Origin of the sequence: Nocardia rhizosphaerae (assembly GCF_042650365.1) — a bacterium.
Lineage (GTDB): Bacteria > Actinomycetota > Actinomycetes > Mycobacteriales > Mycobacteriaceae > Nocardia > Nocardia rhizosphaerae.
This window is the reverse complement of sequence record NZ_JBHSBA010000006.1, coordinates 60,441-85,229: the sequence shown is the minus strand read 5'-3', so window position 1 is coordinate 85,229 and position 24,789 is coordinate 60,441. Positions and strand designations below refer to the sequence as shown.

The following is a 24,789-nucleotide window of genomic DNA, read 5'->3' as shown; positions in this document are numbered from 1 at the left end:
CCCGCTCTCGACACCGACCCGGCAGGCGTGGAAACCATCGTCCACGTGCTGCGCCACGGTGAAGTACACAACCCCAACGGCATCCTCTACGGCCGCCTGCCGGGCTTCAGCCTGTCGGTGACCGGCCGCTCGCAGGCCGCGGCGGTGGCCAGGTCGCTGGCCGACCACGACGTGTCCCTGGTGATCGCCTCCCCGCTGCAGCGCGCCCAGGAGACCGCGGCCCCGATCGCGGCCGCGCACGACGTGTTCGTGCGCACCGACGAGAACCTGATCGAAGCGGGCAACACCTTCGAGGGCCTGCGGGTATCCGTCGGCGACGGCGCACTGCGCAAGCCGCGGCACTGGTGGAAGCTGCGCGACCCGTTCACCCCGTCGTGGGGTGAGCCGTACCTGCAGATCGCGCACCGGATGCTGGCCGCGGTCAACAAGGCCCGTGTCGAGGGCGCGGGGCACGAGGTGGTGCTGGTGTCGCATCAGCTGCCCGTGTGGACGCTGCGCCGGTTCCTGCAGGGACAGCGGCTCTGGCACGACCCGCGTAACCGGCAGTGCTCGCTGGCGTCGCTGACCTCGCTGGTCTATCACGGCGATACGCTGGTCGACATCGTGTACTCCGAGCCAGCGGGCGCCTCCGACCCCTCGGTTCACGGCGCATGAGACGCTCCACCGCAACGGGAACCGCCCGTAGCCATCGGCTGCGGGCGCTGATCGCGGCCGCCTCCGCCCTGTTCGTCGTCATCGCGGCGGCGGGGTGCGCGGCAGGCACCGACGCGGTGGCCACCGGCGGCGGGACCTTCGAGTTCGTCTCGCCCGGTGGCAAAACCGACATCTTCTACGATCCGCCCGCTGAGCGCGGCACCATCGGGAAGCTGTCGGGACCCGATCTGATGAACGAGGGAAAGACCATCTCGGTCGAGGATTTCCCGGACCAGATCGTGGTCGTCAATCTGTGGGGGCAGTGGTGCGGCCCGTGTCGCGCCGAAGCGCCCGCGCTCGAAGAGGTCTACGCGGCGACGAAAGACAACGGCGTCGCGTTCCTGGGGATCAACGTCCGCGACCACCAGCGTGACAAGGCCCAGGATTTCGTGGTGGACAACAAGGTCCAGTACCCGTCCATCTACGACCCGTCGATGCGAACTCTGCTCGCCCTCGGCGGGAACTTTCCCACCAGTGTCATTCCGACCACGTTGATCCTGGATCGTCAGCACCGGGTCGCCGCGGTCTTCCTTCGCTCGCTACTGGCCGAGGATCTGCAGCCCGTGGTCGAGCGCATCGCCGCCGAGGAGAAGCAGTGAGCCGTCGTCGTCCCGGAAATCTGACCGCGTGTCGCCCCCGCCAGGGTGCCCGCCGCATGGGAGCGGGGTGGACCGTCGACGATCGCTGGGCGGGCATCGCCACCGTCCCGCGCAGCGTCGCCGGTGCGGGCCTGTTCGATTTCGGTCCGGCCGAGCCCGCCGAGACCGAGCGCACCCTGGCGTTGCCCCGCGACGAGCAGCGTGACGAGGACACGGGCGCCACCGAGTGAACACGCTCGCCGCAGTCGGGGATTCCTTCCAGCAGACCGCGGCATCGGGTCCGTTGCTGCTGGCGCTGGGAGCCTGCCTGCTCGCGGGCCTGGTGTCGTTCGCTTCGCCGTGTGTCGTGCCGTTGGTGCCGGGGTACCTGTCGTATCTGGCCGGGCTGGTCGGTGCCGAGGCACCGCCTGCCACGGCCACGCAGGCGACCACGCTCACCGCGACCCGTCGGAGCGCGAAGCTGCGGGTGGCCGGTGCCGCAGGCCTGTTCGTCGCCGGATTCACGGTGGTGTTCGTGCTGGCAACCGCCACCGTGTTCGGTCTGATCCAGACACTCAACGTGAATCGGGAAGTGCTGCAGCGCGTCGGCGGTGTGGTGACCATCCTGATGGGCCTGGTGTTCATCGGTCTCGTGCCCGCGTTGCAGCGCGACACCAGGATGGAACCGCGCCGCTTCACCAGCATCGTCGGTGCGCCGTTGCTCGGTGGGGTCTTCGCGCTCGGCTGGACGCCGTGCCTCGGCCCGACGCTGTCCGGGGTGATGGCGGTGTCGGCCGGGACCGAGGGCACCACCGCGGCGCGCGGTGTGGTGCTGATCGTGGCGTACTGCCTCGGGCTCGGCCTGCCGTTCGTCGTGCTGGCGTTCGGGTCGGCCAATGCGCTGCGCGGGGTCGGCTGGTTGCGGCGCAATTCGCGCACCATTCAGGTAATCGGGGGTGTTCTGCTCGTCGCCGTCGGCGTCGCGCTGGTCACGGGGGCGTGGGACCAGTTCGTCAGCTGGGTGCGTGACGCGTTCGTCTCCGAGGTGACTCTCCCGATCTGATGACCGACACACTGACCACTCCCACCACCCCGACCCCGCCCGTCCGGCAGTCGCTGCCGGGCCGGGTCCTCGCCTTCCTGCGCAACACCTGGCGCGGCCTGACCAGCATGCGCACCGCCCTGGTGCTGCTGTTCCTGCTGGCACTGGCCGCGATCCCGGGCGCGCTGCTGCCACAGCGCAGCCTGAACACGCAGAAGGTCGAGCAGTACATCGCCGACCGGCCGACGCTCGGTCCGTGGATGGACCGGTTCGAACTGTTCGACGTGTTCGGCAGCTTCTGGTTCACCGCCATCTACGTGCTGCTGTTCATCTCCCTGGTCGGTTGCATCCTGCCGCGCTGCTTGGACCACTATCGTGCGCTGCGCACCCCACCGGTGGCCGCGCCGCGCAACCTCGGCCGGTTGCCGCACCACGCGCGCGACACCGCCGACGGTGCCGCCGCCGACGTCGTCGAGCGGGCCCGCGGGCAGCTGCGCGGCTGGCGCACCGAGGTTCGGCCTGGCACCCGCGAGGGCGAGGTGACCCTCTCGGCGGAGAAGGGCTACCTGCGCGAGTTCGGCAACCTGATATTCCACCTGTCGCTGGTGGGGCTGCTGGCCTCGATCGCGCTGGGCAAGCTGTTCGGCTACGAGGGCAATGTCATCGTGATCGCCGACAACGGGCCGGGGTTCTGCACCACTTCGCCCGCGGTGTACGACTCGTTCCGCGCGGGCAATGTCAACGACGGCACCGGGATGACGCCGCTGTGTGTGCGGGTCAAGGACTTCAAGGCCGACTACCTGCCCACCGGCCAGGCCGAGATGTTCACCTCGAACATCGACTACCAGGCAGGCGACGACCTCACCACCGACACCTGGCGCAGCACCGAACTGCGGGTCAATCACCCGCTCCGGGTCGCCGGTGACCGGGTCTACCTGCAGGGTCACGGTTTCGCGCCGACGTTCACCGTCACCTTCCCGAACGGCGAGACCCGTACCGAGACCATCCAGTGGCGGCCCGACGACGCCAGGACCTTCCTGTCCAGCGGGGTGTTGCGCATCGATCCGCCTGGCGGCATGTACGCCACCGAGGAGGAACGCACGAAGAACCAGATCGCCATCGAGGGACTGTTCGCGCCGACCGCGCTGTTCCACGGCAGCCTGCTCACCTCGTCGTTCCCGCGGATGGACGATCCGGCCGTCGCCGTCGACATCTACCGCGGCAACACCGGTCTCGACACCGGCCGCTCGCAGTCGCTGTTCGCGCTCGACCCGGAGATGATCAAGCAAGGCAGGCTCACCAAGGAGGCGCGGGTCAACCTGCGTCCGGGTGAGTCGACCACCCTGCCCGGCGGCGTGCAGGTGCGCTTCGACGGCGCGAAGGAGTTCGTGAATCTGCAGGTCTCGCACGACCCGGCGCAGCAGTGGGTGCTGGTGAGCGCGCTCACGATGATGGCGGGGCTGCTGGTGTCGCTGCTGGTGAAACGCCGCCGGATCTGGATCCGGGCGTACCCGGCCGGGACGACGCCGGGTACCGTGGATCAACGACCGACCGTAGTAGAGATGGGCGGTCTGGCCAGAAGCGATCAGGCGGGCTGGGGCGGCGAATTCGACCGGCTGCGGGCACGCCTGCTGGGAACGGAGAACTGATGCCGATCGACGAAACGGTGGCGCGCTACAGCGACTTCGCCTTCATGTCGTCCATGGCGATCTACGCGCTGGCGCTGGTGCTGTTGCTGGTGCAGTACGCCTCGGCGCGGGCCAAGCAGGTCGCGGCGCGTGAGCTGGTGACCGCGGGCGCGCCCGCCGATCCGGCGGTTCCAGGTCGCATCGAGACGCCGGACCGTTCCACCGCGGAACGGCTCGGCAACATGGCCTTCGCGGTGCTCGTGCTCGGAGCCGCGCTGCACGTGCTCTCCATCGTGCTGCGCGGTTTCGCGACACACCGTTTCCCGCTGGGCAACATGTACGAGTTCACCACCATGGCCACCGCGGCCGCCGTGGTGATCGGTCTGTACTTCCTGCGCGACCAGCGTTACCGGTCGATGTGGGTGTTCCTGCTGGTACCGGTGCTGATCCTGATGTTCCTGTCCGGCACGGTCCTCTACGCCGACGCCGCGCCGGTGGTGCCCGCGCTGCGCTCGTTCTGGCTGCCCATCCACGTGACCATCGTCAGTGTCGGCAGCGGTGTATTCCTGGTCTCCGGCGTCGCCAGCCTGCTCTACCTGTTCCGCATGCGCCAGCCCGCAGGCGAGGAATCGTCGAGCATCTTCGGCACCATCGCCCGCCGCCTCCCCGACGCCCGTACCCTCGATCAGCTCGCCTACAAAACCACCATCATCGGCTTCCCTCTCTTCGGCGCGGGCGTCATCCTCGGCGCCATCTGGGCCGAAGCCGCCTGGGGCCGCTTCTGGGGCTGGGACCCCAAGGAAACCTGCTCCTTCATCGCCTGGGTCCTCTACGCCGCCTACCTCCACGCCCGCGCCACCTCCGGCTGGCGCGACACCAAGGCCGCCTGGATCAACGTCGCCGGCTTCGTGGCGATGCTGTTCAACCTGTTCATCATCAACATGGTGATCAGCGGTTTGCACAGCTATGCCGGGTTGAGCTGACGGGAGGACGGACGAAGGCTCGGATGCTCTTGGAGCGTCCGAGCCTTCGTGCTGTGCGTGACCGATCAGCAGTAGTAGCAGATTTTGTTGGCCGGGAGTTCGACGTGGCAGGTGAGGCAGACCGGCTTGCGGACCGGTTCCGGCTTGGGGGCCGCGGTGGGCTGGCGGGTGGTGGTGCGCTTGGGCTTGGTGGCTTCCGCAGCTTCCGCGGCGGCCAGGGTCTGAGTGGTCTGGTGGCGCACGGCCGCGACCTTGGGGGTGAGGGTTGGCAGGCCGCCGTCGGCGGGGAGATCGGTGGCGTAGTGCTGGTAGCACTGCCAGCGGGCGGCGGCGGCGTGCATCTCCAGGTCGTCAGGGATCGGCAGGCCGGCCAGCTCGAGGATGTAACGGTAGCCGGTGCTCACCGTCTGGTTCCTGCGCACGCACAGCGCGCTCAGCGGTGGTTCGTTGTTCTTGTGACAGTGCTCGGTGACCCGATCGAGCACCACCGGCAGCCAATGCTGCCATTTCACCTGCGTGCGGATCCCGGATTCCTCCTGGACCAGCTCGGCCAGCTCGGTGTTGACGATGAAGTTGTTGAACCGGGTGGCGGTCTCGGCCAGCACGTCGTGCGCCGCGCGAGTCCACGCCGACCTGGCCTCGGTGAACGTCACGGCGCTGCCGTCGGCCGCGCGCCAAGTGGTCGGAATGGAACTCTGCTGCACATCGATCACCGGAATACGTTATCTATCCACGTTTTTCACGGTGCATCGGGGGTGTGTGCGAGGGCTCACGCCTCAGTGGTCGGTACCGGAGTCGTCCCGGTGCTGCTTGCCGAGGCGCCAGAGGAATTCCGGGTCGTCGTCGGGGCCGAGAATCGGCCTGCGACCGCCGGGGCCCGAAGGCCTGCGTGGCATCTCGGGGCCGAAGGCCTTCCAGCACAGCACCGCCACGGCCACGATCGCGATGAGTGCCAACAGGTACGTCACGTCGCTCACCTCCTGCTATCGAGGGTAGCCGTGTCCGCGCTGTGTGCACATGTGCAACGGAAGGGAAATTTCCGGCGAACGCGAGCCCACGTTTCCGGGCTCGCGTCCGGCCGGGTGAAGTCAGCGGGGCGCTGCCTCGGTGGTGAGCGATTTGAGCAACTGCAGGACCTCGGACTCGCGGAATCGGCGATGTCCGCCCGGCGTGCGCAGCGAACCGAGCCTGCCCGCATGGGCCCACCGAGTGACGGTCTTCGGGTCTACGTGGAACATTGCAGCCACTTGGCCTGGTGTCAGCAGAGTGTCCTGGCCGCCGACGGTGATCGCAGTCATAGCTAACCTCTCCGTTCTCGACAGTTCCCTCATCAGATGGCGCCATCGTCGCACTGCGACCCCCACGTAGTCGAACCACCTACTGTTGGTAAAGAGGAAGTAATAGACAAAAGGCGCGAACAGGGCCGCGTCGGCCTGTTCGCCGGGGGTTAGGCTGTGGTGGTGACTGAAGCAACTGGTCAGCAAGGTTCTGGCGCGGGGAAGCGGCTCTTCCGCAATCTGGCCCTCTACACGCTGGCCCGGCTCGGGCTGGTGGTGCTGATCGCCGCGGCGATCATGGGCGTGGCCTATCTCATCGGAGTCGAGATCCCGATCGTCGTGGCGGCCCTGTTCGCCTTGATCGTCGCGATGCCGCTGTCGCTGACCCTGTTCAAGAAGTTGCGGACCAGGGTCAACGAGGACATCGCCGTGGTCGACGCGCGCCGCCGCCAGGACAAGGCCCAGCTGCGGGCCCGCCTGCGGGGTGACGACGAGGCGTGAAGTACCTCGACCGCAGCGCCCCGCGGGACTGGGTCGACAACGCGGTGCGGTTGATCGACGCCGACTCCCAGCGTTCCGCCGACACCCACCTACTGCGCTACCCCCTGCCCGCCGACTGGCCGGTGCAGCTGTACCTCAAGGACGAGTCCACCCACATCACCGGCAGTCTCAAGCACCGGCTGGCGCGTTCGCTGTTCCTCTACGCGATCTGCAACGGCTGGGTGACGGAGGGGACGACCGTGGTGGAGGCGTCGTCGGGTTCGACGGCGGTGAGTGAGGCCTACTTCGCCAACCTGCTCGGTCTCGACTTCGTCGCGGTGATGCCGGCGAGCACGTCGCCGCAGAAGGTCGCGCTGATCGAGGCACAGGGCGGGCGCTGCCATTTCGTCGACCGGCCGCCGGAGATGTATACCGAGGCCAAGCGGCTCGCCGCCGAGTCCGGCGGGCATTTCATGGACCAGTTCACCCATGCCGAGCGGGCCACCGACTGGCGTGGCAACAACAACATCGCCGAGTCGATCTTCCAGCAGCTGTCGCTGGAGACCCATCCGGTGCCCGAGTGGATCGTGGTCGGCGCGGGAACCGGCGGCACCAGCGCCACCATCGGCCGCTACATCCGCTACCGCAGGCACGCGACCAGACTCGCCGTCGTCGATCCCGAGCATTCGGCGTTCTTCGGCGGCTACGAGACCGGTGACGCGGGCTACGAGACCGGGATGCCGTCGCGGATCGAGGGCATCGGCAGGCCGCGGGTCGAGCCTTCGTTCGTCGGTCAGGTGGTGGACCGGATGATCGTCGTCCCGGACGCGGCCTCGGTCGCCACCGCGCGGCATGCCGGCGTGGCGCTCGGCCGTCGCGTCGGCGGGTCGACGGGGACGAACCTGTGGGGTGCCTTCCATCTGGTCTCCGAGCTGCTGCGCGCTGGGCGCAGCGGCAGCATCGTCACCCTGCTGTGCGACGGCGGCGATCGCTACGCGGGCACCTACTTCGACGATGCCTGGGTCGAGAGCCAGCAGCTCGATCTCACCGGACCCACTGCCGTCCTCGCAGAATTCGCGGCGACGGGTCGCTGGAACGGCTGATCCACTCGGCGAAGTCCTGACCGGCGGTGTCGCCTGCGCCGCCATGACCGATGCTCCAACGCTCGCCTCGGCGGCGGGAAGTCCCGATCCGGCGGTCGGCCTGCGGGCCGTACTCGCGCTGCGCAGGCTGGCCGACCGCCTCGAGACCATTCAGGTCGCCAACGCCAGGGCCAACGGCTGGTCCTGGCAGGCGATCGCCGAGGCGCTCGAGGTGAGCAAGCAGGCGGTGCATCAGAAGCACAACCGGAAGGGCGGTACCCGCTGATGTTCGAGAGATTCGGGCAGGATGCCCGCGCGGCCGTGGTGGCGGCGCAGCAGGAGGCACGCGACCTCGGCGCGAGCCGGATCGAACCGGAGCACCTGCTGCTCGGCGTCGTCGAGCACGCCGACCCGGCGCTGGCGGCAGTATTGACCGCGCGCGGAATCACCGGCGACGAGCTGCGCGCCGCGATGGCCGAACGGGCGAACGCGGGTCCGCTCGGTGCCGACGACGCCGAGGCGCTGCGCTCGATCGGTGTGGACCTCGACGCGGTACAGGCCAGCGTCGTCGAGAATTTCGGCCCGGATGCCTGGGCGGCCGCCGAACCGGAAGCACGGCGCGGGATGCTCGCCCGGCTGCTCGGCGACAACTGGGGACATATCCCGTTCACCGCCGCCGCGAAGAAGTCGCTCGAGCTGGCACTGCGCGAGGCCGTACATCGGAAGGACCGCGGGATCACCTCGGCCCACCTGCTGCTCGGTGTGCTGCGCGACGCCGAACCGTCGGCCGCCGAGCTGCTCGGCGGTGAGGACACGGTGTCGGCATTGCGTGCCGACGTCTACGGACTGCTCGACCGCGCGGCGTGAATTCTTGGCACCGGTGTGTGTCAGTCCCGGCGCGATGTCCGAATTCCGGCCTAGCATGACGGTATGCAGCTAGCCATTCGATTGGTCATCAACGCCATTGCCATCTGGGCAGCGGTCGCGTGGATCGACAAGATCGACATCCTGACCCCGGCCGATTCGGGGAACTGGGGCAAAGCCCTGGTGATCCTGCTTGTCGCAGCGGTGTTCACGCTGGTGAACGCCGTTATCAAGCCGATCGTGAAGCTCCTGTCCCTGCCGTTCGTGATCCTGACCCTCGGGCTGTTCCTGCTGGTCGTGAACGCGGGCATGCTGTGGCTGACCGCGAAGATCACCGAGCTGTCCGACTACGGTCTCCGGGTCGACGGCTTCTGGGCGGCGTTCTGGGGTGGCGTGATCATCTCGCTGGTCAACTGGGTGCTCGGCATCCTTGTCCCGGACAACGACTGAGTCCAGGACAACGTCTAACCGAGGCCGACGGCGAGCGCGCTGAGGATCGACCAGGCCAGCAGCGCCAGCCCGGAATCACGCAGGGCCGGAATCAGTTCCAGCCCACCCTTGCCGGTGCGCACCGGGGCGTTGGCCCGGATCGCCAGCGGAATCGCGAGCAGTCCGGCCAGCGCCAACGGTGTGCGGGCAACCAGCCCGAGGCTGATCACGAAGGGCACCGCGAGCAGCACCAGATGCAGGGTTCGGGTGCGCGCGTCGCCGAGTTTCACCGCGAGCGTGACCTTCCCCGACTCGGTGTCGGTGGGGATGTCGCGCAGATTGTTGGCCACCAGCACCGCGCTGGAGAACGCGCCGACGCCGACCGCGAGCAGCAGGCCCACCCAGTCGACCCGCAGCGCCTGCACGTACTGGGTGCCGAGCACCGCGATCAGGCCGAAGAACACGAAGACCGCGATCTCGCCGAAACCGCTGTAGCCGTACGGTTTGCTGCCGCCGGTATAGAACCAGGCCCCCGCCAGGCACAGCGCGCCGATCAGCACCAGCCACCAGGCCGTGGTCACGGCGAGGACCAGGCCGGCGACCGCGCCGACCCCCAGGCTGAGCACCGCCGCGGTACGAACAGCTGTGGGGGAGGCCAGCTTCGAACCGACCAGCCGCAGGGGGCCGACGCGCTCGTCGTCGGTGCCGCGGATGCCGTCGGAGTAGTCGTTGGCGTAGTTGACCCCGACGATCAGGGCCAGCGAGACCAGCAGCGCCAGTGCCGCTTTCCACCAGACGGCACCATCGATCGACGCGGCCGCCCCGGTGCCGGCGATTACCGGTGCGATCGCGTTGGGCAGCGTCCGCGGCCGGGCGCCCTCGATCCATTCCGCTGCTGTAGCCATGGATCGAAGCCTAGCCCCGCCGCTACGAACCGGCCGCCTCGGCGATCGTCTTCAGCCGCGCCAGACCCTTGTCGAAATCCTTGCCGATGAGGTTGTCGATGGGGAACACCTTGCCGACCATGCCCATCAGCCCGGATCTGGTCCCGGTCATCTTCCAAGTGACCTCGGTGCCGCCCTGGACCGGCTCCAGCGTGAAGACCACGAAGTTGGTGGCTTTGAACGGCTTCTCGAAGGCCAGCTCGATCCCGATCTCGCGCTCGGCGTCGGCCTTGATCTCCATCGTGCCTGCGCCCGCCTTGCGGTTGCCGCGCCAGGCGTAGTGCGCGCCGACCCCGGACTCCGGGCCGGTATAGGTGCGGCCGAGCTGTGGGTCGGCGTCCTCCCATGGCGACCACAGCCGCCACTTCTTGAAGTTGTTGACGAAACCGTGGATGCGTGCGGGTTCGGCGGCAATGGTCGTGCGCCGGACCACCTCGAAGTCGCCCATGTGGCACAGCATAGGGCGCGGTGGTGACAGGTTCGCGGCACCGGGCCGGTGTCTTCTCGGTCGGCATCGGCGCGGTTTCCTGTGCCGCACGGTCGCTGCGGTGGGCTCGCAGTCCGCATGGCCCCGCCGGTGCTCGGGTGGTCGCGCCATCCGGGTGGCCGGCGGTGCCATCGCCCGGCTCCGCCGCGCCGAGGGGGCCGGGCATCGCCGGTGTGCTGCGATGTCAGCCGGAGGCCCTTCTCGCCTACGATTGATCCCGGCATGTCTGCACAGCATCTCGGCTCCGGAGCGCCGCCGTCCGACGCTCGGGCGGCCTGCTCCCGCGTGCTCGTCGGGGTGCTCGGCGCGATCGCGATCCGCCGCGACGGGGTCTTGCGCCCGCTTCCCGGAGCGAAGGCACGGCTGCTGCTCACCGCCCTCACCGTGCGACAGGGACGCGCACGCGGCGCGCAGGCCCTGATCGACGAGGTGTGGGGTGACCAGCCTCCGCGGGCGCCCATGAACGCGCTGCACACCCAGGTCTCCCGGCTGCGGGCGGCGCTGCCCGACGGGGCCCTGGAAATCGGTCCGGCCGGATACCGGCTGAGCCTGCCCGCCGACAGCGTCGACCTGTCGGCGGCCACCGCGCTCGCCGCCGCTGCCGCCACCCGGCTCGCCGCGCACGACCCGTCCGCGAGCCTGACCGCGGTCGCCGCCGCCCGCGCCATGTGGCGCGGCGAGCCCGCCGCCGACCTCCCCGATTCGGTCCCCGCCGACGACCTGCGATCCGCCGCCGATCAGCTCCGCCGCGACCTGGATCACGTCGAATTGGCGGCCCACCTCGCCATGGGGGAGCTCACCGCGGCCCTCCCGCTCGCCCGCACCACGGCCACCGCCCAGCCTTTCGACGAGCCAGCCCACACCACCCTCATCCGCCTGCTCGCCCGCAGTGGGCGCACCAACGAGGCGCTCGAGGTCTTCGCCACGTACCGCCTCCGCCTGATCGCCGAGTTCGGCGCCGACCCAGGCCCGGCGCTGCTCGCCCTGAACGCAGCCATCCTGCGCGGCGAGCCGGTCGACCTGCCCGGGTTCGGCGGCGCCGTGGCCGCGAACGGCGAACCGGCCCAGGCGCCACCGCACACCGGGTCGACATTCCGCGGCGAACGGCTTCGGGACACCGCACCGCGCACCCGACCTCATCCGGCCGGGGGAGACCCTTCCCCGCATCCGACCGCTCCTGCGCTCGGCGTGGCTCCTCCGCCCGCCGACGGCGATCGTCTGCCCCGCTCCTCGGAGGTACCGGGCGTCGACGGGTCCCCACGTGCTGCGCCTCGGCCCGAGGCCGCCGCCGCAGACGGTTCACGCGGTCGTGCGGCCGACGCACCACTGCCAGACCCTGCCGGTGACAGTCCGTCGCCGGGTTCGGTCGTGCCCGGCGCCGAGACCCCGGATAGCGCCGGTGCAGGTGCCCAGCAGGGCAGGTCAGGCCCACAGTCCGCGACCACGGATCACCGGCCACCGACGGACGACTCGGGGAGGGCCGTATCGCCCGGCACCGCGCCGCTGCCCGGTCGGGAGGGTGACCGCCCGTGGCCGGATCCACCTGGCGGCGAGCTGCCGAGCCAGGCCGCCGGTGCCGGAACGCAGGCACGTGTGGGAGGCCCGCGGGAACCGGCTGGGACGGCGGATCACCGGTCACCGCGAGACGGTTCGGCCTGGCCGGGTCGCGGTGGAGCGGTGGCGCCCGGCCCGGCATGGATCGGGACCACGAACTCACCGCTGGACGATTCGCGCCGGGTCGGCGCCTCGGGCTCGGCGTCGCCCGGTGACGATCACGCCTCGGACCGGCCCCAAGTACCGACCGCCCTCGGTCTGCGGGCCGCGCCGAACGAATTGCTCGGCCGGGCCGACGATCTGTCCGCCATCGCCGAGCTGATCGGCCGGTCGCGGGTGACCACCGTGCTCGGTCCCGGCGGGACCGGGAAGACCAGGGTCGCCCATGCGATCGGGGCCGAGTTCGCCGGATCGGTGCCGGTGGTGCTGGTCGAATTGGCGTCGGTGCGGCCCGCGACCGGGAGCGCGGCGGTCGATCTAGCGGCGGCGATCGCGCAGGTACTCGGGGTGGGTGAGGTGATCCGCGACCCCGCTTCACTGCGCCCTGGCAGGTCGCTCGACGCCGGCAGGCGGCTGCGGGAGACGCTGTCCGCTCGGCCGACCCTGCTGATCCTGGACAACTGCGAGCACGTGATCGACGCGGCCGCCGAACTCGTCGCCGAACTGATCGGCAGCTGCCCCCAGCTCACCGTCCTCACCACCAGCCGCTCGCCGCTGACGATCACCGCGGAATCGGTGTATCCGCTGCCTCCGTTGCCGGTCGACGCGGCGGGTTCGCCCGCCACCGAGCTGTTCTCGGCGCGCGCCCGCGCCGTCCGTCCCGACGTCCACCTCGACCCCGAGAGCGTGGCCCGCCTGTGCCGGGCCATCGACGGCCTGCCGTTGGCGATCGAGCTCGCGGCGGCGCGCGTGCGCACGATGAGTGTCGCCGAGATCGAGACCAGACTCGTGCGCCGATTCGCCCTCCTGCGCAGTGGCGATCGCGCCGCGCCGCAGCGGCATCGCACCCTGCACGCGGTGATCGCGTGGAGCTGGAACCTGCTCGAACCCGACCAGCAGGTCGCGCTGCGCCGGTTGAGCCGGTTCCCCGCCGGGTTCACGCTGCGGGCGGCCGAGGTCGTCGCGGCCGGGCCGGAGGTGGTCGAGGTGGCGGGCGCGGTGGACGGTCTGGTGGCGCAGTCGCTGCTCGGCGTGCTCGACGACCCGGACAGCGGTGGCATCCGCTACCGCATGCTGGAGACGGTGCGCGAGTTCGGTGCCGAACAGCTCGCGGTGGCCGACGCCGGGAGCGATGGCGGCGAATCCGCGCTGATCGAGGACCGGATGGCCTGCTGGGCCAGGGAATTCGCGCTCAGCGCCACCCGCACCTATCGCGCAGGTGATCAGGTACCAGCGGTACACGCGGTATCGGTGGAACTGGACAACCTGGTCGCGATCCTGCGCGACACCGCCGATCGGGGCGACGCGGCCACCGCGTACACGGTCTTCCCCGCGGTCGCGATGGTGTGGATGATGCGCGGCGCGCACCTCGAATTCACCGGGTGGGCACCGCGATTGGTCGCGCTACTGCCGCCGGAGCCGCGCACCGGCGACGAAGCCGACCTCCAGCTGATCGCCTACGCTCTCACCTGCCTGAACATGATGTTCGCCGGCACCGACGACGCGGACCCGCGGCTGATCGGCCGGGTGCGGACCAGAGTGCGTCGGCTGTGCGCGCATCCCGGCCTCGATCCGGGACTGCGCTTGCTCGGCCTGCTGATCACGGTGCGGCCCACCGGGTTCCGCATCGGCCGTTTGCTGGCCGTCGGTGCGCATTCACCGGATTCCCGAGTCCGGGTGGCGGCGACCGCGGCGCGCGCCAATATCTGGGAGAACGCGGGCAATGTCCACGGCTCGACCAGGGATGCCATGCGCTGCCTCGCCGATCTCGACCCGGTGGAAGTCTGGGGCACCGCGCTGGTGTGCCAGCACCTCGGCCAGCTGTGCAGCCAGTCCGCGCGCTACGCCGACGCGGTCGGGCATTTCCGGCGGGCGCTGGAACCGATGGTCCGGCTGCGGATGCACGACGAGATCATGGAGAGCCGCTGCTATCTGGCGTCGGCGCTGATCGGCAGCGGACACCGCGAACAGGCTCGCGCCGAGCTCGCCTTCGCGTTGCGCCGTGACGACGCGGGCATCGCCCTTGTCGACGATCCGGCGATCCGGCGCAACCACCGGATCGCCACCGTCGCCAACGCGGTCGCCGAACTCGAACTGGCCGACGGTGACATCGATGCGGGCCTGCGGCACTACCGCCGCGCGCTCGACCTGCTCGGCTGGCCCGATTTCGACCCGGCCCCCGGCCCCGGCGGCCTGATGCTGACCGCCGCGGCGGCCAGCGCGCACGTCCTGCACGGCCGGGCGGTCGCGGCCACCGATCTGATCGCCCACCTGGTCGGGCGGGCCGAAGCGCAGCTTGCGCAGTTCTACGACCTGCCGCAGATCGGCGCGGTCGGCTGCGCGGTCGGTTCCTACCTGCTGGCCACCGGTTTTCGCGACCGTGACGGCCTGGAACTGCTGCTGCTGGCCGGGATCACCGAAGCCAGGCAGGACGGGCCGTCGATGGCACTGGCCCGCCACCTCGCGCTGCACCGCGACGCGGTGGGCGCGGACACCGTCACCGCGGTGACCAGCGCGGTGACGGGCACCCGCAGGCTGGCCGCGGCCCGGCGCATCATCGATCTCGTCGCCGACCTCGACGACAACGGCATCCGCCCCTGACCGGATCGGACGCCGTGCGCCGGTGCGGCGGCTTCAGGCCCTGCGCATGTACGCACGGACGGTGAGCGGCGCGAAGATCGCGATCACCGCCAGCGAACCGACCAGCGACCACGCCAGCGCACTGCCGTACACGTTGGCGTTCATCAGGTCCCGGCACGCGTTGACCAAGTAGTACACCGGGTTGGCGTGATTGATCGCCTGCATCCAGCCCGGCATCGTGCTCACTGGTGCGAAGGCGCCGGACATGAAGGTGAGCGGGAACATCACCATCATCGAGATCCCTTGCACCGACCCTGCGCTCTTGCCGGTGACCCCGACCAGCGCCCACAACCAGCTGATCGCGAACGAGCAGGCCACCACCACCAGACAGGCGGCGACCACCCCCGCCACGCCGCCGCCGGGGCGATAGCCGAGGCACAGGCCGACGATCACGGTGAGCGTGGCGGCGATGCCGTAGCGCACCATGTCCGCGAGCAGCGCGCCCGCCAGTGCCGAAACCCGCGCGATGGGCAGGGATTTGAAGCGGTCGAAGACGCCCTTGTCCATGTCCTCGCGCAGCTGGGTGCCGGTGACCACCGAGGTGAGGATCACCGTCTGCACGAGGATGCCCGGAATCAGCACCGGCAGGTAGTCGCCGACGCTGCCGGAGATCGCGCCACCGAAGATGTAGGTGAACATCGCGGTGAACAGGATCGGCTGAATCGTCACGTCGAACAGCTGGATCGGATCGTGCTTGATCTTGAGCAGGCCGCGATAGGCCATGGTGAACGAGGTGGAAACCGTCTCGCGTAGCCCGATCCGAGCGCCGGTCCCGGCGAGGTCGGCGGTGTGGACTTGCGCGGTGAGGACTGCGGTCATGCCGCGCTCCGTTCGGTGTCGTCGGATTCGGCCGGATGGCCGGTGATGGTGAGGAAGACCTCGTCGAGAGTCGGTTTTGTGACGGTGATCTCCTCGACGCCGACCTCCCAGTCGCGCAACCTGATCAGCAGTTCCGCGGTCAGGTTCGCGTCGGGCAGCGGCGCGGTGAGCCGGCCTGCCTCCGGGCTGATCTGCGCGGCCACGCCGAGGAAGTCGCCGACGATGCGGCGGGCCTCGTCGAGCTGGTCGCGGTCGAGCAGCGTCAGGTGCACCGAGGAGCCGCCGACGGACGCCTTCAGTTCGTCGGCCGTGCCGTCGGCGATCACCCGGCCGTGGTCGATCACCGCGATGCGGTCGGCCAGTTGGTCGGCCTCGTCGAGATACTGGGTGGTGAGCAGCACCGTCGCGCCCGCGTCGACCAGGCGGCGGATGGTGTCCCACATCTGGGCGCGGGTGCGTGGATCGAGTCCGGTGGTCGGTTCGTCCAGGAACAGCAGCGGTGGGGTGGCAATGAGACTGGCGGCGAGGTCGAGGCGTCTGCGCATACCGCCGGAGAAGTTCTTCAGCGGCTTGTTCGCGGCCTCGGCGAGGTCGAACTCGGCCAGCAGTTCGGCGGCTTTGCGCCGGGCCTCCGGTCTGCGCAAGCCGAGCAGCCTGCCGAAGATGACCAGATTCTCGGTGGCCGTGAGCGCTTCGTCGACCGAGGCGTACTGGCCGGTGACGCCGATCAGCGAGCGCACCGCGGTCGGCCGTTCGACGACATCGTGCCCGAAGATCCTGGCGCTACCGGCATCGGGACGCAGCAGCGTCGCGAGCATCTTGATGGTCGTCGTCTTGCCTGCGCCGTTCGGACCGAGCACGCCGTAGACGGAGCCGCGCGGCACCGCCAGGCTCACCCCGTCCACCGCACGCTGCTTGCCGAACACCTTGACCAGACCGTCCGCCTCGACGGCGAGGGCCGCACTTGGTGTGTATGTCATGCGGCCAACGGTGCCCCCGTCCGCTTGCACGGCCCTTGCGTGGCGATGTCGTCCGCCGCGCAAGCGCGCTCGAGGTCAGTGGCGCGAGTTGGCGAGCAGGTGGTCGCGCAGGGCGTTGCGGTCGGGTTTGCCGGGTCCGCGCAGCGGGATCTCGCTCAGCACCGCGAGCTCGCGTGGCGCGGCGATCGAATCGAGCTCGGCGACCACATGGGCGCGGATCTCCTCCAGCGTCGGCTCGGCACCGGGCACCGGCACGATCGCCACCGCGACCCGCTGACCGAGCCGCTCGTCGGGCAGCCCGAGTACCACGCACTCGCTGATCCCGGCGTGATTGGCCAGCACGGCCTCCACCACCTGCGGAAGCACCAGCAGGCCGCCGGTCATGATCGCCTCGTCGAGGCGGCCGGTGATCGACAGCACGCCGTCCTCGTAGACCCCCGCGTCCTCGGTGCGGAACCAGCCGGGCTCGGCGAAGGCCGGATGGTCGGGCAGGTTGCGGTAGCCGCGCGCGATCATCGCGCCGCCGAGCAGCACCCGGCCGTCCTCGATCCGCACCTCGGTGCCGTCGAGCGGGATGCCCTCGTAGACGCAGCCACCGCAGGTCTCGCTCATGCCATACGTGCGCACCACGGTGATGCCGGCGTCGCGGGCGCGTTCGTAGATCGGCAGCGGGGTCGCCGCGCCGCCGACGAGCACGCCGTCGAGTTCGGCCAGCGCCTTCGCCGCCACCGGCGAATCCAGCGACTTGATCAGCTGCGTCGGCACCAGCGCGGTGTAGCGGCGCGGCCCACGCATCGCCGCGACGGCACCGGCGAGCGCTTCAGGCAGGAAGCCGCCGGACACGTCGAGCACGGTCGGCTCGGTGCCGGCCAGAATGCTGCGCAGCATCACCTGGATGCCCGCGATGTGGTGGGTCGGCAGGGCGAGCAGCCAGGCGCCGGGTCCGCCGAGCCTGGCGTGGGTGGCGTTGCCGCTGGCCCGCAGGGCCGCCGCGCCGAGCAGCGCGCCCTTGGGGATGCCGGTGGTGCCGGAGGTGGTCACCACGAGGGCCACGTCGTCATCGATCGGATCGCCCGGCTTGAGCGCGTCGGAGAGCCTGCGCGCCTCGCGGCGGTCGGTGGTCGGGATCGGCAGCCAGGCCGGGCCGCTGCCGTCGAGCGCCTGCCGCAGATGAGGAAGCACCTCGCCGACGCCGGAACCGGTCGGCATCTGCAGTGTGCGAAGGGTCTTGCTCACGCCGACGCCTCGCCCGTGCCCGGCTGCGGCGTACGCACGGCGGGCAGGAAAATGGCTCGCTCGCTGCGCTCCCTCATGCCCACCACCTCCGGATACAGCCCAATGCGCGCCCTCACGGGTTCGATCGTGTCATGCGACCGCGCGGACCCGGCCAACGGGTCGGTTTGCCGGAAAGTGGTTCGAAAATGCCAGGCATAGCGACTGCGATTCAGTAGACGGACAGTTCTCGCACGGCGATCCGGACGACAGCGGTCGGGCGCTTGCTCGCAGCTAATCGTGCGCGGCCGGACCGGGATCGGCAAGTCGGTTGTCCGGTCCGGCGCCACGTTCACTCCGGTGACCAGCGTTGATCGCGCCGCAGCGGGTGCTCGTCGGGAACCTGGACCAGCACGATCGCCACGCCGTCGGGGTCGCGCACCCACATCTCCCACAGCCCCCACGGCTCGAGCACCGGAGCCCGCTCGATCGCGATGCCCTTGACGGCCAACTCCGCGGCAGCGTCGGAGATCTCACGCACCTGCAACCAGATCGCGCCGTCGAAGGTGCCGGGATCGCCACTGCCGCCGTGCGCGGCGACCTCGATCAGCGACTGCCCGGCGTGGAACACCGTGCCACCCGGGTACTCCCTGGCGATGGCGAGGCCGAGCCCGTCCCGGTAGAACTCCAGCGTGCGCGCGTAATCGCTGGGCCGCACGATGATCCGGCTGGTGAGAATCTCCATGACGTGTCCTCAGAAGTACCAGGGGTAGGGGGTCCAGTCGGGCTCGCGCTTCTCCAGGAACGAGTCGCGGCCCTCGACCGCCTCATCGGTCATGTACGCCATCCTGGTCGCCTCGCCGGCGAACAGCTGCTGGCCGACCAGGCCGTCGTCGAGCAGGTTGAACGCGTACTTGAGCATCCGCTGGGCCTGCGGTGATTTGCCGTTGATATCGGCGGTCCACTCCAACGCCACGTTCTCCAGCTCGTCGTGGTCGACGACCTTGTTCACCGCCCCCATCCGATGCATCTCCTCGGCGGTGTACGGCCTGCCGAGGAAGAAGATCTCGCGGGCGAACTTCTGCCCGACCATCTTCGCCAGATACGCGCTGCCGTAACCACCGTCGAACGAGCCGACGTCGGCGTCGGTCTGCTTGAACCGCGCGTGCTCGCGCGAGGCCAGCGTCAGATCACAGACGACGTGCAGGCTGTGCCCTCCGCCCGCCGCCCAGCCGTTGACCAGCGCGATCACGACCTTCGGCATGAACCGGATCAGTCGCTGCACCTCGAGAATGTGCAGTCTGCCCGCGCGGGCGGCGTCGACGGTGTCGGCCGTCTCGCCGCTGGCGTACTGGTAGCCGTTGCGGCCGCGGATGCGTTGATCGCCGCCGGAGCAGAACGCCCAGCCGCCGTCCTTGGGACTCGGCCCGTTGCCGGTGAGCAACACCGCGCCGACATCCGACGACATCCGGGCGTGGTCGAGCGCGCGATAGAGCTCGTCGACGGTGTGCGGGCGGAACGCGTTGCGCACCTCGGGCCGGTCGAAGGCCACCCGCACCGTGCCCTGCTCGAGATGCCGGTGGTAGGTGATATCGGTCAGGTCCTCGAACCCGGGAACGGGCCGCCACAGCTTCGCATCGAAAGTCACGACCACGATATTGCCCTATGGCGAATGCGTCCGGTACGAGGTCGTGACGGCGCAGGTGGAGCGGTCGCCGCGTATTTGCAAGACCCGATGCGTATAGTTGCGCGTGCTCGTTCAACGAACCGATCCGGAGGAACCTGAAAGTGGTTGCAGCACTGTCTGAATCCCTGCTCGACGACACCAAGCGTCCGGCTTTCCTTGCTGACGCCGTCGAGGTTCTCGACGCCGAGGTCTCGGACAAAGGTGGTGCGTCCGGCCTGGCAGTGAAGGGTGGCTACGCGGCGGTCAAGAAGATCAGCCCGTCCATCGTCCCCGACGCTCTCGCCTCGCTGGCGCCGAAGCTGCTCGACCAGCTCCAGCCGTACTGGGCCGAATTCACCACCGCAGGCACCGGCACCTTCGCCGACCTGCTCTCGGCGAAGTCCGACGAGGTCGCCGAGGCGCTGCTGTCGGTCACCGACGCCCGCGCCGAGGCCTCGACCCGCCCCGCCCTGCAGAAGGTGTACTCCTCCATGCGCGGCTCGGCCAAGAAGCACGTCGTCGAGGCCCTGCCGCGGGTGGCCGACCTGGTGCAGAAGCACGCGGGCTGAGCCAACGGCGGGTACGCCCGCCGCGATCGACCTCGACAGGCCGGTGCGAGTTCTCGCACCGGCCTGTCGCATCCCGGAAAGTGACCACACTCACACTTCGGCCGGATGAGGTGACGGAGACAACCAGGACCTGGGGCAGACGGGGGTTCCCTGGTCTGACAGTCTGGGGTGGTGAATCCGTCAACTGCGCAGGCACGAGTGGTCGTCGACGAGCTCGTGCGTGGCGGGGTCAGCGAGGTGGTGCTGTGCCCCGGTTCGCGCAACGCCCCACTGGCCTTCGCACTGCAGGCGGCGGACGCGGCGGGACGGCTGCGGCTGCACATGCGCATCGACGAGCGCACCGCGGGCTTCCTCGCGGTCGGTCTCGCGGTGTCGTCCGGGCGGCCGGTGCCGGTGGTGATGACCTCGGGGACTGCGGTGGCCAACCTCGGCCCCGCGGTGCTCGAAGCGAACTACGCGCGGGTGCCGCTGATCGTGATCAGCGCCAATCGCCCCTACGAGATGCTCGGTACCGGCGCCAATCAGACGGTGGAACAGCTCGGGCTGTTCGGTAGCCAGGTGCGTGCCACCATCAGCCTCGGGCTGGCCGAAGCCGAGGCGGGGGAGTCGTCGTATCCGCGGCAGAACAGTGTCTGGCGCTCGGCGGTGTGCCGGGTGCTCGCCGCGGCCCGCGGTACCCGCTCCGGCAACGCGGGTCCGGTGCAGTTCGACATCCCGCTGCGTGAGCCCCTCGTCCCGGAGCACAGCGACGATCCGCTGCCTCCCGGCCGCGACGGTGACCGGCCGTGGACGGCCACCCAGTACGCCACCCTCGACGTCCCGCTCGACATCGACCTCACTCCGGACACGGTGGTCATCTCCGGCCACGGCGCGCGATTGCTACCCGAACTGGCCGCCCTGCCGACGGTCGCCGAGCCGACCGCCCCGATGCACGGGCCCGCCCTGCATCCGCTGGCGCTCCCGCTGTTGAAACCGGCGCAGGCGATCATCACCGGCCGCCCCACCTTGCACCGGCAGGTCTCGCGGGTGCTCGCCGATCCCGAGGTCACCGTATTCGCGCTCACCACCGGCCCGCGCTGGCCCGATGTCTCCGGCAATGTCGTCGGCACCGGAACGAGGGCGGTGACCAGCGGTGCGCCGCGACGGGAATGGCTTGCGCGATGCGCCGACCTGAACCGGCAGGCGAGCTCGGTGGTACGCGCCGAACTCGCCGCGCATCCGAAGGCGACCGGTCTGCATGTGGCCGCGGTGGTCATGGACGCCCTGCGCGACGGTGACCAGCTGCTGCTCGGCGCCTCGAATCCGGTGCGCGACGCCGCGCTGGTCTCGCACCAACGGCCGGGCGTGCGGGTGCTGTCCAATCGGGGCGTCGCCGGGATCGACGGCACCGTCTCCGGCGCGGTCGGCGCCGCGCTGGCCCACCCCGGCCGCACCATCGCGCTGATGGGCGACCTGACCTTCCTGCACGACGCGTCCGGCCTGCTCATCGGGCGTGGCGAACCGCGCCCGGACAACCTCACCATCATCGTCGCCAACGACGACGGCGGCGGCATCTTCGAACTGCTCGAACAGGGCGATCCGCAATACGCGGGCGTGTTCGAGCGGGTCTTCGGCACGCCGCACGGCATGGACCTGGCTGCGTTGTGTGCCGCCTACCGAATTCCGCACCAGCAGGTCGATCCCGGCGAGCTGGCCATCGAGCTGGCCGGTCAGGCGCACGGTCTGCGGGTGATCGAAGTGGCGACCGAACGTTCGAGTCTGCGGGAACTGCACGCCGCCGTGCGGTCGAAGATCGCTGGCTAGCTGATCCGCTACTCCTCGGCGTCGGCGAACCCGTCGCTGTCGTCGTAGGGCACCGCGATGGCCTGCTCGATGACGTCGGCGGGATCGGCGTCCCGATCGAGGGTGGAGGCGAGTTCGCCGCGGTAGTCGGCGGCATCGGAGAAGGCCGGGTCGTCCGGGTCGTCGGCGAGGTAGGCCGACTGTTCCTGTTCGATCCGATCGGCCTCGGGGACCTCGTCCAGCGGTCGGGCGGTGTCGTAGTCGATCATCTGTGCTCCTGAGGTCGTCGCCGCGTGGTGTCACTGATCGGTACGCCTACCAGCGTGCGCCGATCACGCCGACTCGGCAAGCGATGATTTCCGGGAGCCCGGGTCGTCTGTACGGATACGGCTGTCCGAACTTCCCAGGAGCATCCATGGATCCGCATTTCGACTTCGCCTCCGCCGCTCACGCCCTCGCGACCGTTGTCGCGGGTATCGCCGATGATCAGCTCGACGCGCCGACGCCATGTGCCGACACGACGGTCGGTGCCGTGCTCGCCCACGTGGTCGGCCTGACCGAGGCGTTCCGCCAGGCGGCGACCAAGGAGGCGGTCGGCCGGTCGGTACCGCCGAGTCTGGATGACGCGCTCGCCGCCGACTGGCGCACGCTCATCCCGGCTCGGCTCGACGCGCTCACCACGGCGTGGCGCAACCCGGCGGCCTGGGACGGCGACACCGAGGCGGGCGGCGTCATCATGCCGGCGGCGGTGATGGCGATCGTCGCCCTCGACGAGGTGACCATCCATGCCTGGGACCTGGCCGCCGCCACCGGCCAGACATTGCGCGTCGACCCCGGCTACCTGCCGATTCTGCTCGAATTCCTGAGCGAGACCGACCCGTCGGGCACACCTGGGCTCTTCGGTCCGGTGGTCGAGGTGGCCGCGGACGCGCCTGATCTCGATCGGCTGCTCGGCCTGACCGGACGTGATCCGGGCTGGCAGCCTGCGCAGGCCGGCGTGCGTGAAGTGTCGAGCCGCTGAGCGTTCCGTAGCGATCCGCAACGGGCCGGTCGCCTGCCGTGGCACCGGCGTCATCGCCTCCGCCGGGGACCGATCGGCCCCGGCTGCCTGCGGCCACCGCACCGAAGGCCTGGCCGGTTCGCTCGTCGCAGGCGAGGTTCGGCCGCGATCGCGCCCGGCGTTCAGCGAACGAAGGTGCCGCCGATGGTGGCCAGGGTGGCGGCCGCGGCCGACTCGTCCGCGGCGGCCTGGTCGATGGGGTCGCCGCTGGCGAGCAGGCGGTAGTACAGCGGTGCCGAGACCGCAGACAGCACCGCACGCGCATCGGTGCCTGCGGGGGCTTCGCCGCGAGCAACGGCGTCGTCGACGCAGGGTGCCCATTCGGTGAGCCGGACGTCGTAGAAGGTGTGCAGCGCCGTCGCGGTGACCTCGTCGAGGGTCGCCGCGGCGATGACGGCGCGGAACAGATTGCCCTGCCGTGGGTCGGCGAGAGTCCTGGCGACCAGGCGGGCGTTGGCGGTCAGATCGTCGAGCAGGGTGCCGGTGTCGACGCGGGGCAGCGACTGCTCGGCCATGTCGACCAGCAGGTCGGCGACCAAGCCCGCTGGGGTGCGCCAGCGCCGGTAGACGGTGGTCTTGCCGACGCCGGCGGTGGCGGCCACCGCTGCCAGGTCCAGCTGGGCGAAGCCGTGCTCGGCGAGCAGATCACCCGCGACGTGCAGCACCGATTCCCGGACGCGGGCGGTGCGCCCACCTGGGCGAACGGATCCGGGCCACGCGATATCGTGATCCATAACGGAACTCCTGTTTCATTTGTGCCGAATCGGGTGTACTGTCGAAGGCGTTAACGACACTATAGACCCCTTAGGAGTTCTCTTGGAGTACCGTCGGCTCGGCGCATCGGGTCTGCTCGTTCCCGCGCTCGGTTTCGGTGCGGGTACCTTCGGCGGACGGGGCGCGCTGTTCAGCGCCTGGGGCGATACCGATGCCGCCCAGGCACGGCGCCTGGTGGATATCAGCCTGGAGGCGGGCGTCGCCCTCTTCGACACGGCCGATGTCTACTCCGACGGCGCCTCGGAAGAGGTGCTCGGCGCCGCCATCAAGGGCCGCCGTGAACAGGTACTGCTGTCCACCAAATCGGCGTTGCCGACCGGTCCCGGCGCGCACGAGGCCGGATCGGGACGCGCCAGGCTGATCCGCGCGGTGGAGGCCTCCCTGCGGCGGCTCGGTACCGACTACCTCGACCTGTTCCAGCTCCACGCCTTCGACGCGGGCACCCCGCTGGCCGAAACGCTCACCGCCCTGGACGATCTGGTGCGCGCGGGCAAGATCCGTTACCTCGGCGTCTCCAACTTCGCGGGGTGGGAGCTGATGAAAGCCCTGGCCACCGCGGAAGAACTCGGCGTGGAACGGCCGGTCGCCCACCAGGTCTACTACTCACTCGCCGGGCGCGACTACGAGTGGGAGCTGATGCCGCTCGGCGCCGACCAGGGCGTCGGCGCCGTGGTGTGGAGTCCGCTCGGCTGGGGCAGGCTCACCGGCAAAGTCCGGCGCGGGCAACCACTCCCGTCCGGCAGTCGCCTGCACGAAACCGCGCAGGCGGGTCCGCCGGTCGACGACGAGCGCCTCTACGACATCGTCGACGTCCTGGACCGGATCGCCGCCGATACCGGGCGCAGCGTGCCGCAGATCGCCCTCAACTGGCTACTCACCCGGCCCACCGTCGCCAGTGTCCTGATCGGTGCCCGCAACGAGGAACAGCTGCGCCAGAACCTGGGCGCCGTCGGCTGGCAGCTCGACCCGGAGCACCGGGCCGCCCTTGACGCGGCCAGCGCGACCACGCCCCCGTACCCGTACTACCCGTATCACCGGCTGCCGGACTTCGCCCGGCTGAACCCGCCTGCCGTCCCGGCGGCGTAGC

28 protein-coding genes are annotated in these 24,789 nt (G+C 70.0%); 16 read left to right on the top strand and 12 right to left on the bottom strand.

Features of this window, described 5'->3' with window-relative positions; translation table 11 throughout:
* Positions 1-27: 27 nt before the first annotated feature.
* Genes ACFOW8_RS13765 through ccsB form a run of 6 tightly spaced genes read left to right on the top strand, consistent with a single transcriptional unit; the run spans position 28 to position 4,924 of the window.
* Positions 28-654: a histidine phosphatase family protein gene (locus tag ACFOW8_RS13765; protein ID WP_378551191.1), complete on the top strand. Its 627-nt coding sequence runs from the start codon at positions 28-30 to the stop codon at positions 652-654.
* Entirely contained in the window at positions 651-1,292 is a 642-nt protein-coding gene (locus ACFOW8_RS13760; RefSeq protein ID WP_378550932.1) for a TlpA disulfide reductase family protein, read from the top strand. Before ACFOW8_RS13765 ends, ACFOW8_RS13760 begins: the two co-directional genes overlap by 4 nt.
* Entirely contained in the window at positions 1,289-1,522 is a 234-nt protein-coding gene (locus ACFOW8_RS13755) for a hypothetical protein (protein WP_378550930.1), read from the top strand. The genes ACFOW8_RS13760 and ACFOW8_RS13755 overlap by 4 nt, the downstream gene beginning before the upstream one ends.
* Positions 1,519-2,334 carry a cytochrome c biogenesis CcdA family protein gene (locus ACFOW8_RS13750; protein ID WP_378550928.1) on the top strand — a complete coding sequence of 272 codons (816 nt, stop codon included), beginning with the start codon at positions 1,519-1,521 and terminating at the stop codon, positions 2,332-2,334. The genes ACFOW8_RS13755 and ACFOW8_RS13750 overlap by 4 nt, the downstream gene beginning before the upstream one ends.
* Positions 2,334-3,962 carry a cytochrome c biogenesis protein ResB gene (gene resB, locus ACFOW8_RS13745; RefSeq protein ID WP_378550926.1) on the top strand — a complete coding sequence of 543 codons (1,629 nt, stop codon included), beginning with the start codon at positions 2,334-2,336 and terminating at the stop codon, positions 3,960-3,962. The genes ACFOW8_RS13750 and resB overlap by 1 nt, the downstream gene beginning before the upstream one ends.
* A complete protein-coding gene (gene ccsB / locus ACFOW8_RS13740; RefSeq protein ID WP_378550924.1) occupies positions 3,962-4,924 on the top strand; it encodes a c-type cytochrome biogenesis protein CcsB in 963 nt (320 codons plus the stop codon). The genes resB and ccsB overlap by 1 nt, the downstream gene beginning before the upstream one ends.
* A gap of 65 nt (positions 4,925-4,989) precedes the next feature.
* Here ccsB and ACFOW8_RS13735 read toward each other — a convergent pair whose 3' ends face one another.
* From ACFOW8_RS13735 to ACFOW8_RS13725, 3 genes are all read right to left on the bottom strand, one after another.
* Positions 4,990-5,637, bottom strand: coding sequence for a hypothetical protein (locus ACFOW8_RS13735; protein ID WP_378550922.1), 648 nt, complete (start codon positions 5,635-5,637; stop codon positions 4,990-4,992).
* A 63-nt stretch (positions 5,638-5,700) separates the two neighbouring features.
* The gene (locus tag ACFOW8_RS13730; RefSeq protein WP_378550920.1) at positions 5,701-5,892 is read right to left on the bottom strand and encodes a hypothetical protein; all 192 of its coding nucleotides are present in this window, start codon (positions 5,890-5,892) and stop codon (positions 5,701-5,703) included.
* Between the two features lie 120 nt (positions 5,893-6,012).
* The gene (locus ACFOW8_RS13725) at positions 6,013-6,222 is read right to left on the bottom strand and encodes a BldC family transcriptional regulator (RefSeq protein WP_019049435.1); all 210 of its coding nucleotides are present in this window, start codon (positions 6,220-6,222) and stop codon (positions 6,013-6,015) included.
* Positions 6,223-6,384: 162 nt separating this feature from the next.
* Here ACFOW8_RS13725 and ACFOW8_RS13720 point away from each other — a divergent pair, with 162 nt between their 5' ends.
* The 5 genes from ACFOW8_RS13720 to ACFOW8_RS13700 all read left to right on the top strand — a co-directional run bounded on the left by ACFOW8_RS13720 (position 6,385) and on the right by ACFOW8_RS13700 (position 9,077).
* Positions 6,385-6,702: a DUF4229 domain-containing protein gene (locus ACFOW8_RS13720; RefSeq protein WP_378550917.1), complete on the top strand. Its 318-nt coding sequence runs from the start codon at positions 6,385-6,387 to the stop codon at positions 6,700-6,702.
* Positions 6,699-7,784: a PLP-dependent cysteine synthase family protein gene (locus tag ACFOW8_RS13715; protein ID WP_378550915.1), complete on the top strand. Its 1,086-nt coding sequence runs from the start codon at positions 6,699-6,701 to the stop codon at positions 7,782-7,784. Before ACFOW8_RS13720 ends, ACFOW8_RS13715 begins: the two co-directional genes overlap by 4 nt.
* A 43-nt stretch (positions 7,785-7,827) precedes the next feature.
* On the top strand, positions 7,828-8,049 hold the full coding sequence (locus tag ACFOW8_RS13710) for a helix-turn-helix domain-containing protein (RefSeq protein ID WP_378550913.1): 222 nt from the start codon (positions 7,828-7,830) through the stop codon (positions 8,047-8,049).
* Positions 8,049-8,630 (top strand): Clp protease N-terminal domain-containing protein, encoded by a 582-nt coding sequence (locus ACFOW8_RS13705; protein WP_378550911.1) that lies wholly within the window; start codon positions 8,049-8,051, stop codon positions 8,628-8,630. Before ACFOW8_RS13710 ends, ACFOW8_RS13705 begins: the two co-directional genes overlap by 1 nt.
* 63 nt (positions 8,631-8,693) lie before the next feature.
* Positions 8,694-9,077, top strand: a complete 384-nt coding sequence (locus ACFOW8_RS13700) for a phage holin family protein (RefSeq protein WP_378550909.1) — start codon at positions 8,694-8,696, stop codon at positions 9,075-9,077.
* A 14-nt stretch (positions 9,078-9,091) separates the two neighbouring features.
* Here ACFOW8_RS13700 and ACFOW8_RS13695 read toward each other — a convergent pair whose 3' ends face one another.
* Together ACFOW8_RS13695 and ACFOW8_RS13690 are read right to left on the bottom strand one after the other, a co-directional pair.
* Positions 9,092-9,961: a 1,4-dihydroxy-2-naphthoate polyprenyltransferase gene (locus ACFOW8_RS13695; RefSeq protein ID WP_378550907.1), complete on the bottom strand. Its 870-nt coding sequence runs from the start codon at positions 9,959-9,961 to the stop codon at positions 9,092-9,094.
* Between the two features lie 22 nt (positions 9,962-9,983).
* Entirely contained in the window at positions 9,984-10,448 is a 465-nt protein-coding gene (locus tag ACFOW8_RS13690) for an SRPBCC family protein (RefSeq protein WP_378550905.1), read from the bottom strand.
* Positions 10,449-10,709: 261 nt separating this feature from the next.
* Between ACFOW8_RS13690 and ACFOW8_RS13685 the strand changes: the two genes are divergently transcribed.
* Positions 10,710-14,801 carry a BTAD domain-containing putative transcriptional regulator gene (locus ACFOW8_RS13685; RefSeq protein ID WP_378550903.1) on the top strand — a complete coding sequence of 1,364 codons (4,092 nt, stop codon included), beginning with the start codon at positions 10,710-10,712 and terminating at the stop codon, positions 14,799-14,801.
* A gap of 33 nt (positions 14,802-14,834) precedes the next feature.
* Here the strand turns inward: ACFOW8_RS13685 and ACFOW8_RS13680 are convergent, their stop codons facing one another.
* The 5 genes from ACFOW8_RS13680 to ACFOW8_RS13660 all read right to left on the bottom strand — a co-directional run bounded on the left by ACFOW8_RS13680 (position 14,835) and on the right by ACFOW8_RS13660 (position 19,499).
* A complete protein-coding gene (locus ACFOW8_RS13680; RefSeq protein ID WP_378550901.1) occupies positions 14,835-15,659 on the bottom strand; it encodes an ABC transporter permease in 825 nt (274 codons plus the stop codon).
* Positions 15,656-16,639 (bottom strand): ATP-binding cassette domain-containing protein, encoded by a 984-nt coding sequence (locus tag ACFOW8_RS13675; RefSeq protein WP_378550899.1) that lies wholly within the window; start codon positions 16,637-16,639, stop codon positions 15,656-15,658. Before ACFOW8_RS13675 ends, ACFOW8_RS13680 begins: the two co-directional genes overlap by 4 nt.
* 75 nt (positions 16,640-16,714) lie before the next feature.
* On the bottom strand, positions 16,715-17,848 hold the full coding sequence (menE, locus tag ACFOW8_RS13670) for an o-succinylbenzoate--CoA ligase (RefSeq protein WP_378551190.1): 1,134 nt from the start codon (positions 17,846-17,848) through the stop codon (positions 16,715-16,717).
* Positions 17,849-18,203: 355 nt separating this feature from the next.
* The gene (locus ACFOW8_RS13665; protein WP_378550897.1) at positions 18,204-18,596 is read right to left on the bottom strand and encodes a VOC family protein; all 393 of its coding nucleotides are present in this window, start codon (positions 18,594-18,596) and stop codon (positions 18,204-18,206) included.
* A gap of 9 nt (positions 18,597-18,605) precedes the next feature.
* Positions 18,606-19,499, bottom strand: coding sequence for a 1,4-dihydroxy-2-naphthoyl-CoA synthase (locus ACFOW8_RS13660; protein WP_378550895.1), 894 nt, complete (start codon positions 19,497-19,499; stop codon positions 18,606-18,608).
* A 140-nt stretch (positions 19,500-19,639) separates the two neighbouring features.
* Between ACFOW8_RS13660 and ACFOW8_RS13655 the strand changes: the two genes are divergently transcribed.
* Both ACFOW8_RS13655 and menD read left to right on the top strand, forming a co-directional pair.
* Entirely contained in the window at positions 19,640-20,086 is a 447-nt protein-coding gene (locus ACFOW8_RS13655; RefSeq protein ID WP_378550893.1) for a DUF6918 family protein, read from the top strand.
* 171 nt (positions 20,087-20,257) lie between these two features.
* Entirely contained in the window at positions 20,258-21,889 is a 1,632-nt protein-coding gene (menD, locus tag ACFOW8_RS13650) for a 2-succinyl-5-enolpyruvyl-6-hydroxy-3-cyclohexene-1-carboxylic-acid synthase (RefSeq protein ID WP_378550891.1), read from the top strand.
* 8 nt (positions 21,890-21,897) lie between these two features.
* Here the strand turns inward: menD and ACFOW8_RS13645 are convergent, their stop codons facing one another.
* Positions 21,898-22,137, bottom strand: a complete 240-nt coding sequence (locus ACFOW8_RS13645; protein ID WP_378550889.1) for a hypothetical protein — start codon at positions 22,135-22,137, stop codon at positions 21,898-21,900.
* Positions 22,138-22,283: 146 nt separating this feature from the next.
* Here ACFOW8_RS13645 and ACFOW8_RS13640 point away from each other — a divergent pair, with 146 nt between their 5' ends.
* Positions 22,284-22,889, top strand: coding sequence for a TIGR03086 family metal-binding protein (locus ACFOW8_RS13640; RefSeq protein ID WP_378550887.1), 606 nt, complete (start codon positions 22,284-22,286; stop codon positions 22,887-22,889).
* A 161-nt stretch (positions 22,890-23,050) separates the two neighbouring features.
* Here ACFOW8_RS13640 and ACFOW8_RS13635 read toward each other — a convergent pair whose 3' ends face one another.
* Positions 23,051-23,662, bottom strand: a complete 612-nt coding sequence (locus ACFOW8_RS13635) for a TetR-like C-terminal domain-containing protein (RefSeq protein WP_378550885.1) — start codon at positions 23,660-23,662, stop codon at positions 23,051-23,053.
* A gap of 82 nt (positions 23,663-23,744) precedes the next feature.
* Between ACFOW8_RS13635 and ACFOW8_RS13630 the strand changes: the two genes are divergently transcribed.
* A complete protein-coding gene (locus tag ACFOW8_RS13630; RefSeq protein ID WP_378550883.1) occupies positions 23,745-24,788 on the top strand; it encodes an aldo/keto reductase in 1,044 nt (347 codons plus the stop codon).
* Position 24,789 lies beyond the last annotated feature (1 nt).